The 11,612-nt window shown below is 60.5% G+C and carries 14 protein-coding genes and 1 tRNA gene; 11 read left to right on the forward strand and 4 right to left on the reverse strand.

The genetic code is table 11. The annotated features are described in order from the left end of the window. Nucleotides 1-11: 11 nt before the first annotated feature. Nucleotides 12-88 (forward strand) — tRNA-Ile (locus FX984_RS16550). Nucleotides 89-161: 73 nt separating this feature from the next. Here the strand turns inward: FX984_RS16550 and FX984_RS16555 are convergent. After that, on the reverse strand, nt 162-587 hold the full coding sequence (locus tag FX984_RS16555; RefSeq protein ID WP_027605927.1) for a VOC family protein: 426 nt from the start codon (nt 585-587) through the stop codon (nt 162-164). A gap of 111 nt (nt 588-698) precedes the next feature. On the opposite strand from FX984_RS16555, the gene FX984_RS16560 reads away from it, so the two are divergent. The 10 genes from FX984_RS16560 (at nt 699) to pqqE (ending at nt 10,501) form a co-directional block, all read left to right on the forward strand. Further along, nucleotides 699-1,568, forward strand: coding sequence for a LysR family transcriptional regulator (locus FX984_RS16560; protein WP_027605928.1), 870 nt, complete (start codon nt 699-701; stop codon nt 1,566-1,568). 36 nt (nt 1,569-1,604) lie between these two features. Continuing rightward, nucleotides 1,605-2,051 (forward strand): Lrp/AsnC family transcriptional regulator, encoded by a 447-nt coding sequence (locus tag FX984_RS16565; RefSeq protein ID WP_027605929.1) that lies wholly within the window; start codon nt 1,605-1,607, stop codon nt 2,049-2,051. Nucleotides 2,052-2,219: 168 nt separating this feature from the next. Further along, on the forward strand, nt 2,220-3,902 hold the full coding sequence (locus FX984_RS16570; RefSeq protein WP_027605930.1) for a flavin monoamine oxidase family protein: 1,683 nt from the start codon (nt 2,220-2,222) through the stop codon (nt 3,900-3,902). A gap of 10 nt (nt 3,903-3,912) precedes the next feature. Further along, entirely contained in the window at nt 3,913-4,707 is a 795-nt protein-coding gene (locus FX984_RS16575; protein WP_146477715.1) for a carbon-nitrogen hydrolase family protein, read from the forward strand. A 48-nt stretch (nt 4,708-4,755) separates the two neighbouring features. Then, complete coding sequence (gene pqqF / locus FX984_RS16580; RefSeq protein WP_146477713.1) at nt 4,756-7,125, forward strand: pyrroloquinoline quinone biosynthesis protein PqqF; 2,370 nt, start codon at nt 4,756-4,758, stop codon at nt 7,123-7,125. 159 nt (nt 7,126-7,284) lie between these two features. After that, on the forward strand, nt 7,285-7,359 hold the full coding sequence (gene pqqA, locus FX984_RS16585; RefSeq protein WP_003194766.1) for a pyrroloquinoline quinone precursor peptide PqqA: 75 nt from the start codon (nt 7,285-7,287) through the stop codon (nt 7,357-7,359). A 71-nt stretch (nt 7,360-7,430) separates the two neighbouring features. Beyond that, a complete protein-coding gene (pqqB, locus tag FX984_RS16590; RefSeq protein ID WP_146477711.1) occupies nt 7,431-8,342 on the forward strand; it encodes a pyrroloquinoline quinone biosynthesis protein PqqB in 912 nt (303 codons plus the stop codon). Between the two features lie 11 nt (nt 8,343-8,353). Beyond that, nucleotides 8,354-9,106, forward strand: coding sequence for a pyrroloquinoline-quinone synthase PqqC (gene pqqC / locus FX984_RS16595; RefSeq protein WP_065938223.1), 753 nt, complete (start codon nt 8,354-8,356; stop codon nt 9,104-9,106). Continuing rightward, the gene (gene pqqD / locus FX984_RS16600) at nt 9,103-9,378 is read left to right on the forward strand and encodes a pyrroloquinoline quinone biosynthesis peptide chaperone PqqD (RefSeq protein WP_027605935.1); all 276 of its coding nucleotides are present in this window, start codon (nt 9,103-9,105) and stop codon (nt 9,376-9,378) included. Before pqqC ends, pqqD begins: the two co-directional genes overlap by 4 nt. Beyond that, nucleotides 9,371-10,501: a pyrroloquinoline quinone biosynthesis protein PqqE gene (gene pqqE, locus FX984_RS16605; protein ID WP_146477709.1), complete on the forward strand. Its 1,131-nt coding sequence runs from the start codon at nt 9,371-9,373 to the stop codon at nt 10,499-10,501. Before pqqD ends, pqqE begins: the two co-directional genes overlap by 8 nt. 5 nt (nt 10,502-10,506) lie before the next feature. Here the strand turns inward: pqqE and FX984_RS16610 are convergent, their stop codons facing one another. From FX984_RS16610 to FX984_RS16620, 3 genes are all read right to left on the reverse strand, one after another. Next, complete coding sequence (locus tag FX984_RS16610; RefSeq protein WP_024077743.1) at nt 10,507-10,665, reverse strand: YqaE/Pmp3 family membrane protein; 159 nt, start codon at nt 10,663-10,665, stop codon at nt 10,507-10,509. Between the two features lie 95 nt (nt 10,666-10,760). Then, a complete protein-coding gene (locus FX984_RS16615; RefSeq protein ID WP_027605937.1) occupies nt 10,761-11,081 on the reverse strand; it encodes a helix-turn-helix domain-containing protein in 321 nt (106 codons plus the stop codon). Beyond that, entirely contained in the window at nt 11,065-11,430 is a 366-nt protein-coding gene (locus tag FX984_RS16620; protein ID WP_065938221.1) for a type II toxin-antitoxin system RelE/ParE family toxin, read from the reverse strand. The genes FX984_RS16615 and FX984_RS16620 overlap by 17 nt, the downstream gene beginning before the upstream one ends. Nucleotides 11,431-11,612: the final 182 nt, after the last annotated feature.

Here is an 11,612-nt window from a genome sequence, read left to right on the forward strand (position 1 = left end):
CGACCTACTGAGGGCCTATAGCTCAGTTGGTCAGAGCAGAGGACTCATAATCCTTTGGTCCACGGTTCAAGTCCGTGTGGGCCCACCAATTCGAAAGCCGCGCATTGCGCGGCTTTTGTGTGTCTGGCACAGACGTTTTGCGTGGGGGGCGGCCTACAACCTTACTTCGCAAACAACTGCCCAATATCCCTGAATGCCTTGAACTCCAACGCATTGCCGCACGGGTCGAACAGGAACAAGGTCGCCTGCTCCCCCACCTGCCCCTTGAACCGAATATGCGGTTCCAACACAAACGTCGTCTGCCGCGCCTGTAAACGGTCTGCCAGGGCGTGCCAATCTTCCCAGCCCAGCACCACGCCAAAATGCGGCACGGGCACGTCGTGGCCGTCGACGGCGTTGGTGTGGGCGGCTTCCTGGGAGGCGGTTTTCGGGTGTTCGTGGATCACCAGTTGATGGCCGAAGAAGTTGAAGTCGACCCAGTGTTCGCTGGAGCGGCCCTCCTCCAACCCAAAGACGTCGCCGTAGAAGTGCCGTGCAGCGGCGAGATCGAATACCGGAATTGCCAGGTGAAAGGGCGCGAGTGTCATCAGTTCAAACCTCTATGGGCGTTAGTTAGCCGAGTTTAGCCTTGCTCCCAACGATGAAAAGACGATAGTTTTTGCGTCGAGCTCAAAAAATTTTGATGAATCGAGACCCCCATGTTGCGTGAATTGAAGACCTTTATTGCGGTAACGCGCCACGGGACGTTTGCGGCAGCGGGCATGCATATCGGGCTGACGCAGTCAGCGGTGAGTGCCCAGATTCGTCAGTTGGAGCAAGCGCTGGGCGTGCAGTTGTTCGACCGCACCGGCCGCCAGGCCACCCTGAATGCCGCCGGTTTGCGCGCATTACCCTTGGCCAAGGAGATTCTGGAGACCTTCAACCGCATGGCGGTGCCGGTGAATACCAACGAATACCGGGGTGAGTTGAAAGTCGGTGCTATCACTACGGCTCAAACCGGTTTGCTGCCCCAGGCGTTGGTGCGCTTGCGCCAGGCCGCACCAACGGTTGAGTGCAAGTTGGTGCCTGGTGTCTCCCTAGAGCTGTTGAACCAGGTCGACGCTGGAGAGTTGGATTCGGCAATCATCATTCGACCGCCCTTCGACCTGCCCAAGGAGTTGTATGTGCAGGTGCTGCGCAAGGAGCCGTTCGTGTTGGTCGTGCCGAACACATTGGTGGGCGACGACCCTTTGCACCTACTCAACACCCAGCCCCATGTGCGCTATGACCGTGCTTCGTTTGGCGGCCGACTCGTGAGCCGGTTTCTGCGCGAGCAGAAGCTTGAGATGCAAGTGGCGCTGGAGCTGGATGAACTCGAAGCCATCGTCAGGATGGTGGAGTGTGGCCTGGGCGTATCGTTGATTCCAAAGGCAGGCTTGTGGCTGGAGCGCTCGCCCCAAGTAAGAATAATCCCGCTGGGCAAGCTGACTTTTTTCCGCGAGATCATCCTGCTGGGCCGCTACAGCCAACGTCACCTGCCGGTGCCACAACTGTTTGCCCGCTGCCTGCTGGCCGATCCAAGCCTGTAACATGCGTTCCCATTGCCGCCCGTCACGGAGCCTCACGTGCCTGTTCTAGATGAAATCGATCGCCAGTTGATCGCCGCCCTGCAGATCAACGCCCGCGAAAGCGTGGCCATGCTCGCCCGGCAGTTGGGCATTGCGCGCACCACGGTGACGTCGCGCCTTGCGCGCCTGGAGAAAACCCAGGTGATCACCGGTTATGGTGTGCGCCTGGGTCAACGCGTGGTAGATGGGGGCTTGCAGGCCTATGTGGGGATCACCGTGCAACCGCGCTCGGGCAAAGAAGTGCTGCGCAGGCTGAGCGCCATGGCCCAGGTTCAACAATTGTGCGCGGTCAGCGGCGAGTTCGATTACGTGGCCTGGTTGCGCACCGATTCGCCGGAACAGCTCGATCAATTGCTGGACCAGATTGGCAGTGTCGATGGCGTGGAGAAAACCACCACATCGATCATCCTCAGTAACAAATTGGATCGCGGCCAACCCATCTGACCACCTAATTCGTCACTATGACTAAAAACAATTCATTCCGACGACACTTTGCGTCTTATTAACGAACGTAACGCTCCCTAAACTGGCTGCCATCTTTTCCTATACTCAGCGGGTCACTTCCCGCCGAGTCGTCAGCAAGGGCCCGCCATGAGCATTCCGTCCAGCACCATCAGCAAGACCCATCGCCACCCTGCCGACGGTAAAAAACCCATCACCATCTTTGGCCCGGATTTCCCGTTCGCCTTCGATGACTGGATCGAACACCCCGCCGGACTCGGCAGTATCCCCGCCGCCAACCATGGCGCCGAAGTGGCCATCGTCGGCGCCGGTATCGCCGGGTTGGTCGCCGCCTACGAGCTGATGAAGCTGGGCCTCAAGCCCGTGGTGTATGAGGCCTCGAAGATGGGCGGCCGTTTGCGTTCCCAGGCCTTCGAAGGCGCCGAAGGCATCATCGCCGAGCTGGGCGGCATGCGCTTTCCGGTGTCGTCCACCGCGTTCTATCACTACGTCGACAAGCTGGGCCTGGAAACCAAACCCTTCCCCAACCCGCTGACGCCAGCTTCCGGCAGTACGGTGATCGATCTGGAAGGCCAGACCCACTACGCACAAAAGCTGTCCGATTTACCCGCGCTGTTCCAGGAAGTGGCTGACGCCTGGGCCGACGCCCTGGAAGCCGGCTCGCAGTTCGGCGATATCCAGCAAGCCATCCGCGATCGTGATGTGCCGCGCCTCAAAGCGTTGTGGAACAAGCTGGTGCCCTTGTGGGACGACCGCACCTTCTACGACTTCGTAGCCACCTCCAAGGCCTTCGCCAAGTTGTCGTTCCACCACCGCGAGGTGTTTGGCCAGGTAGGTTTCGGCACCGGCGGCTGGGACTCGGATTTCCCCAACTCCATGCTGGAAATATTCCGCGTGGTCATGACCAACTGTGACGATCACCAGCACCTGGTGGTCGGCGGCGTAGCCCAGGTGCCGCTGGGCATCTGGCGCCATGTGCCGGAACGATGCGCCCACTGGCCCGCCGGTACCAGCCTGAGCTCGCTGCACCGCGGTGCACCACGGGCCGGGGTAAAACGCATCGCCCATGCTGCCGATGGCCGTTTCGCGGTGACCGACAACTACGGCGATACCCGCGAATACGCGGCCGTGCTCACCACCTGCCAAAGCTGGCTGCTGACCACCCAGATCGAGTGCGATGAAACCCTGTTCTCGCAAAAGATGTGGATGGCCCTGGACCGTACCCGCTACATGCAATCGTCAAAGACCTTCGTGATGGTCGACCGCCCATTCTGGAAAGACAAAGACCCGGAGACCGGCCGCGACCTGATGAGCATGACCCTCACCGATCGCCTCACGCGCGGCACTTACCTATTCGACAACGGCGACGACAAACCAGGGGTGATCTGCCTGTCGTACTCGTGGATGAGCGACGCGCTGAAAATGCTCCCGCAGCCCATCGACAAGCGGGTGAAACTGGCGCTGGACGCATTGAACAAGATCTACCCGAAAGTCGACATCAAGGCGCGCATCATCGGCGACCCGATCACCGTGTCCTGGGAAGCCGACCCGCATTTCCTCGGGGCCTTCAAAGGCGCGCTGCCAGGTCACTACCGCTACAACCAGCGCATGTATGCGCACTTCATGCAGAAGGACATGCCCGCTGAACAACGTGGGATTTTTATCGCCGGTGACGACGTGTCCTGGACTCCAGCATGGGTGGAGGGCGCGGTACAAACCTCATTGAACGCGGTGTGGGGCATCATGACCCACTTTGGCGGCAGCACTCACCCCGAGAACCCGGGGCCGGGTGATGTGTTCGATGAGATCGGGCCGATTGCCCTGGCTGACTAAGGAGTTGAACATGCGCGTCGCCCTGTACCAATGCCCACCGCTGCCGCTGGATGTCGCAGGCAACCTCAAGCGTCTGCACCAACTGGCGCATGAAGCGTCCGGCGCCGACGTGCTGGTGCTGCCGGAGATGTTCCTCAGCGGTTACAACATCGGTGCCGAAGCCGTGGGTGCCTTGGCCGAAGCCCAGGACGGGGAGTCTGCCCAAGCCGTTGCCGAAATCGCGCAGAGCGCCGGGCTGGCGATTCTGTACGGCTACCCGGAGCGGGCCGAAGACGGGCAGATCTACAACGCCGTGCAGTTGATCGACGCCCACGGCCAGCGCCTGTGCAACTACCGCAAGACCCATCTGTTCGGGGATCTGGATCACTCGATGTTCAGTGCCGGCGACGATGATTTCCCGCTGGTGGAACTCAACGGATGGAAGTTGGGGTTCCTGATCTGCTATGACCTGGAGTTCCCGGAAAACACCCGACGCCTGGCCCTGGCCGGTGCCGAGCTGATCCTGGTGCCCACCGCCAATATGGCGCCGTTCGACTTTGTCGCCGATGTCACCGTGCGGGCGCGGGCCTTCGAAAACCAGTGCTATGTGGCCTACGCCAATTACTGCGGGCACGAAGGCGATATCCAGTACTGCGGGCAAAGCAGCATTGCCGCACCGGATGGCCAGCGAATCGCCCAGGCGGGCCTGGATGAAGCCTTGATTGTAGGGACAGTGGACCGGCAATCGATCCTCGACGCCCGCGCCGCCAACCATTACCTGCAAGACCGGCGTCCCGAGCTTTACGGCCCGCTGCACAAGCCCTGATTGAATGGGTTTGTTAGCATAGGCACTTGCCCCGTTCTGGAAGTGCCCATGCCCGCCCCGGCCCACCTTTATCCCGTTCACCTGACCCTGGCCAATGGCCTGCGGGTTTCCCTGCGCCATGCACCGCGCTTAAAACGTTGCGCGGCGGCGCTGCGGGTGGCTGCCGGTAGCCACGACGTGCCGTTGGCCTGGCCGGGGTTGGGGCATTTTCTTGAGCATTTGTTGTTTCTGGGAACCGAGCGTTTTCCCGCCGGAGAAGGGCTGATGGCCTACGTGCAGCGCCACGGCGGCCAAGTGAATGCAAGCACCCGCGAACGCACCACGGACTTCTTCTTTGAACTACCGGTTTCAGTCTTTGCCCACGGGCTGGAGCGACTGGCGGACATGCTGACCCATCCGCGCCTGACCCTGGAAGATCAACTGCGCGAGCGCGAAGTGCTGCACGCCGAGTACGTCGCCTGGTCCCAGGATGCCAAGGCACAGCAGCAGGTGGCGCTGCTAGAAGGCTTGGCAGCGGATCATCCACTGCGCGGCTTTCACGCGGGCAACCGCGACAGCCTGCCGGTGGAGCACGAGGAATTTCAAAAGGCACTCAGGGAATTCCACGGATATTTCTATCAAAGCGGGCAGATGACCTTGAGCCTCGCCGGCCCGCAGACGCTGGATGAGCTGGAAGCCCTGGCGCAGCGTTTCAGCGCGCAACTGATCGCTGGCCCCTTGCATCCGCAGGCCTCACCACCGGCCTTGATGCAAGGCCAGGCTCGGCGCTATCAACACATCGACAACAACCACCTGCACCACGTCATCACCTGTGACGCGCCCCGTGAAGCCCTGGATTTCCTCTGCACCTGGCTCAATGCCTCTGCGCCGGGCGGGCTGCTCGCCGAGTTGAAAACCCGACACTTGGCCAGCGCACTGCGGGGGTCAGTGCTGTACCACTTCGCCGGACAAGCCGTACTGGACATCGACTTTACACTCGACAGCAAGGACGAACCGACCACACCCATTGAGGCGCTGCTGCACGACTGGCTGAGCTTTTTCGCCCACAGCGATTGGACGCCACTGCGCGAAGAGTTCGCCCTGCTGAACGCTCGCCAACAACAGGTCCAGGGCGCCCTGGCATTGGCTCGAAACGACAGCGAAGACCTCAGTGAACAGGGCGTCGCCGCGCTCAAGGCCCTGCTTGATTCACTGCACTTGCCGCCCGCCGAACACCGTTGGCAACTGCCGCCGAACAACCCGTTCCTGCGCCCACCGGTCAAAGAAGAACGCGCCGGCCTGATCCGTGGCCAAACCAGCGCTCACCGAGGCTTGCGCACGTTTGCCCAGGATCGTTCACGGGGGCGAAGGGACGTATCGGCGCTGACCTTCAGCCAGGCCTTGGCGGATGACGGCGATGAAGGCGCGCTGTACGTGCAGTGGCGCTTCGACGCGCCAGCGCCTGCCGGGCTGGAAAACACCTTGCAGCCATTGCGTGAGCATGCGCGCCAGGCGGGCGTCGAATTATCTCTCGAAGCCACCGGCCATGATTGGCTGGTGAAGATGACCGGGCTGCACGAGCCGATGCCGGCCGTGCTGGAGGCGTTGGCGCAGCGCCTGAACCTGCCGCAGGAAACTGCCCGGGCACCTGCGCCCATGATCGCTATCCGGGAACTGCTCCAGGCCCTGCCCACGTGCTGCGCCACCGGCCGTGCCGACGCCAGCGAACAGCCTGGATCCTGGGCCACTGCCCGCTGGCACGGCCTGGGGCTGAGTCTGCCCGCCGCATGTGAAACGTTGATAAAGGCCGCCGCCGCCCGCCTGCCTGGGCAACCTGCACACTTCGAACCGTCTCTTCAACACCTCGGCGGTCAACGTGTGTGGCATACGGTTAAAACTGACTCAACCGAAGCCGCCGTGCTGCTGTTTAGCCCGGCACCCAGCCAATCCCTGGCCGATGAAGCCTCATGGCGGCTGCTTGGGCACGTGCTCCAAGGGCCGTTCTACCAACGCCTGAGGGTCGAGTTGCAATTGGGCTACGCCGTATTCAGCGGTGTCCGACAGATCAACGGGCAAACCGGCCTGCTGTTGGGTGTGCAATCACCCAGCGTTTCACTGGCAGGTATCGTCGATCACCTGCAAGCCTTCCTGAAACACCTACCGTTGTTGATCGACGGCACCGATGACGTGGGCAATCACGCCTTGGCACAGCAGTTCTGCGCTGCGACGTTACCGATCACCCAAAGCGCCGAACTGCTTTGGCACGCGCGCCTGGCGGGCCATCCGTCGGATTACCTGTACCGGCTTCAACAGCTGATCCAGGCCCGCACACGGGAGGACCTGCAACACGCGGCCCAACAGCTGCAGGATGCGACCGGCGGCTGGCGCTGCATCGCCAACGGCCCGCCTGTCGACGAGAGCTGGCAACCAGCGAGCTGATCATTGCCAACCCTGCAACAGGCTTTTTCCACCAAGACAGCGCTAACTTGAGAAGAATTGCGTAACATTCCCACGCACACATCTGAACATCTCCGACTGGAGGTGGACTATATGTATTACTTGGTAGTAAACGTCCCATCCCTTCGTAGGAGTAAGAATATGACCTGGTCCAAACCTGCTTACACTGATCTGCGCATCGGCTTCGAAGTCACCATGTACTTCGCCAGCCGCTAAGCCGCTGGGTAATACAACGCCTCGGTTCGCCCGGGGCGTTTTTGTTTTGAGCTTTGCTTGATGGAGCGGCCATGTTTGTCCAGATTCTAGGTTCCGCCGCTGGCGGCGGCTTCCCGCAGTGGAACTGCAACTGCGTGAACTGCGCAGGTTTTCGTGACGGCAGCCTGCGGACGCAGGCGCGGACCCAGTCGTCCATCGCCATTTCCGACGATGGCGTGAACTGGGTACTGTGCAATGCCTCACCGGATATCCGCGCGCAACTCCAGGGTTTTGCGCCGATGCAGCCCGGCCGCGCACTGCGCGACACCGGCATCAGTGCCATCATCCTGATGGACAGCCAGATCGACCACACCACCGGCCTGTTGAGCCTGCGCGAAGGTTGCCCGCACCAGGTGTGGTGCACCGACATGGTCCATGAAGACCTGAGCACCGGCTTCCCGCTGTTCACCATGCTCACCCACTGGAACGGCGGCCTGGCCTGGAACCGCATCGAGCTGGATGCCAGCTTCACCATCCCGGCCTGCCCCAACCTGCGCTTCACCCCGCTGCCACTGCGCAGCGCTGCCCCGCCCTACTCACCGCACCGCTTCGACCCGCACCCAGGCGACAATATCGGCCTGATCGTCGAAGACCTGCGCACCGGCGGCAAACTGTTCTACGCCCCGGGCCTGGGCAAAGTCGACGCGCCGTTGCTGGAGATCATGGCCGGCAGCGATTGCCTGCTGGTGGACGGTACGATGTGGGACGACGATGAAATGCAGCGCCGTGGCGTCGGCACCCGTACCGGCCGCGAGATGGGCCACCTGGCGCAGAATGGCCCCGGCGGCATGCTCGGAGTGCTGGAGCAATTGCCCAAGCAGCGCAAGGTGCTTATCCACATCAACAACACCAACCCGATCCTCGATGAAGATTCTCCCGAGCGCGCGGAACTGGTGCGGCGCAATGTCGAAGTCGCTTACGACGGCATGAGCATTGAATTGTAGGAGCAGACGACATGACTGACACACCATTGAGCACCGCCGAGTTCGAAGCCGCCTTGCGGGCCAAAGGCGCCTTCTACCATATTCATCACCCGTACCATGTGGCGATGTATGAAGGCCGTGCCACCCGCGAGCAGATCCAGGGCTGGGTCGCCAACCGTTTCTATTACCAGGTGAACATCCCGCTGAAAGATGCGGCGATCCTGGCCAACTGCCCGGACCGCGAGATCCGTCGCGAATGGATCCAGCGCCTGCTCGACCACGATGGCGCACCCGGTGAGGACGGCGGCATCGAAGCCTGGCTGCGCTTGGGCCAGGCGGTCGGCCTCGACCCCGACCAGTTGCGTTCCCAGGAACTGGTGCTGCCCGGCGTACGCTTTGCGGTAGACGCCTACGTCAACTTTGCGCGCCGCGCCAGCTGGCAGGAAGCCGCCAGCAGCTCCCTCACCGAGCTGTTCGCGCCCCAGATCCACCAATCGCGCCTCGACAGCTGGCCGCAGCACTACCCGTGGATCGACCCCACCGGCTACGAGTATTTCCGCACCCGCCTGGGCCAGGCGCGGCGCGACGTGGAGCATGGGCTGGCAATCACCTTGCAGCACTACACCACCCGTGAAGGCCAGGAGCGCATGCTGGAAATCCTCCAGTTCAAACTCGACATCCTGTGGAGCATGCTGGATGCCATGAGCATGGCCTACGAACTGAAACGCCCGCCGTATCACAGCGTGACCGAGCAGCGGGTGTGGCATAAAGGGATCACCCTATGAGCTTCGATCGCAGCAGAAAACCGACCTGGCGCCAGGGCTACCGTTACCAGTACGAACCCGCGCAAAAAGGCCATGTGTTGCTCTACCCCGAAGGCATGATCAAGCTCAACGACAGCGCCGCGCTGATTGGTGGCCTGATTGACGGTGAGCGCGACGTGGCGGCGATCATTGCTGCCCTCGAAGAACAGTTCCCCGGCGTGCCTGAGCTGGGTGACGACATCGAGCAATTCATGGAGGTCGCCCGTGCTGAGCACTGGATCACCCTTGCCTGAGAAACCCGCCATCGGCCTGCCGCTGTGGTTGCTCGCCGAGTTGACCTACCGCTGCCCGCTGCAATGCCCGTATTGCTCCAACCCGCTGGACTTTGCCGAGCAGGGCAAGGAGCTGAGCACCGAGCAGTGGGTCAAGGTATTTCGCGAGGCCCGCGAGATGGGCGCGGCGCAACTGGGGTTTTCCGGCGGTGAGCCGCTGGTGCGCCAGGACCTCGCCGAGTTGATCGCCGAGGCGCGCAAGCTGGGGTTCTACACCAACCTGATCACCTCGGGCATCGGCCTGACCGAGCAGAAGATCAGCGATTTCAAGAAAGCCGGCCTGGACCATATCCAGATTAGCTTCCAGGCCAGCGACGAACAGGTGAACAACCTGCTGGCGGGTTCGAAAAAAGCCTTCGCGCAAAAGCTGGAAATGGCCCGCGCAGTGAAGGCGCATGGCTACCCGATGGTGCTGAACTTCGTCACCCATCGGCACAATATCGACAAGATCGACCGTATCATCGAGCTGTGTATTGCGCTGGAAGCGGATTTTGTCGAGCTTGCCACCTGCCAGTTCTATGGCTGGGCGCAGCTCAATCGCGCGGGTTTATTGCCGACGAAGGAACAACTGGTGCGTGCCGAACGCATCACCAACGAATACCGTGCCAAGCTCGAAGCCGAAGGCCATCCATGCAAGCTGATCTTCGTGACACCGGACTACTACGAGGAGCGCCCGAAGGCCTGTATGAACGGCTGGGGCAGTATCTTTCTGACCGTGACGCCAGACGGCACCGCCCTGCCCTGCCACGGCGCCCGACAGATGCCGGTGCAGTTTCCCAATGTGCGCGACCATAGCATGCAGCACATTTGGTACGACTCTTTCGGGTTCAACCGCTTTCGCGGCTACGACTGGATGCCCGAGCCGTGTCGTTCGTGCGATGAAAAGGAAAAGGATTTCGGTGGCTGCCGTTGCCAGGCCTTCATGCTCACGGGGGATGCGAGCAATGCCGACCCGGTGTGCAGCAAGTCCGAGCAGCACGGCATCATCCTCAAGGCGCGGGAGGAAGCCGAGCACGCTACCCAGACCATCGAGCAACTGGCCTTTCGCAATGATCGCAATTCACGGCTCATCGCAAAAGGCTGACGGGCTCAGCGCTTGGCGATGATGTACACGGCGTGAATGATGCCTGGGAAGTAACCGCACAAGGTCAGCAGAATATTCAGCCAGAACGCGCCAGCGAAACCCACTTGCAGGAACACACCCAGTGGCGGCAGCAGAATGGCGATGATGATACGAATGAAGTCCATGGGTCAGCTCCAGAAAATCGGCTCGTGTGAACCGTGTAGCTAATCGACCTTGGGCGTTCGTGAGGGTTCAGTGGGATCTGGCACCGGGCCATCCTTCAGGCCAGAATTTCTAACCCATGCTTTTGCACGATACTAAGAAGTTTGAGCGCCATGCCGCTGGGTTGCTTCTCGCCAGATTCCCATTTCTTCACCGTGGAGGCGCTGGTATTCAGGTAACGAGCAAACACCGGTTGGCTGACATGGCTACTTTCACGTAGCTGCTTGATCTGTTCGGCAGGTATTTGTTCCGGGACGGCAGAGAAGCACGCTTCGTCGTATTCACGAAGGGTAGTTTTACTAATAGCACCGATGGCATAAAGCGCTTTGGCGGATTGGTGAATGGACTCCAGCGCTTCACTTTCATATTTTTTGGTCATGATGTATCTCCACAAACTCCCTGAGATCCAAGAGCTGCTGGATCTGCGTTTCGTTTAAGCCTTCATAAACTTTTGCCATCGCCCGAAACCAAGCCAAATCTTTCTGACTGATATTGCTTTGGTCTTGCTTGGCGAACAGCAACTGATAAACCCAGTATTGCCTGCCCTTGGCCAACACTATGGAGCGATGCCTATTCTGGTTGAGGCGCTTTTTCCAAACACCGCCTCCCAGATTATCTGCCTGCCCCCTCAGCAATTGGCCAAATGCCTCCCTCAACTCCGAATCGTAGATCCAGGACTTGCTGGCCGCATCAGCAAACTGCCGTGTTTTAAATAACCTAAGCCTCATGGATATCCCTTCCCACAAACATACCACCCAGTGGTATAGATTAGAAGTAGAGCAACCCGTGCTCCGTCGACAATCCTTATCGACGCACGCTAAAAAGCCATTGTTTTCACAGGCGATCAATCAACGCTTTCAATCCAAAAATTTCACACGCAAAAAAACGCCCCCAGCCGAAAAAATCAGGC

Source organism: Pseudomonas marginalis (assembly GCF_008692035.1).
GTDB lineage: Bacteria > Pseudomonadota > Gammaproteobacteria > Pseudomonadales > Pseudomonadaceae > Aquipseudomonas > Aquipseudomonas marginalis.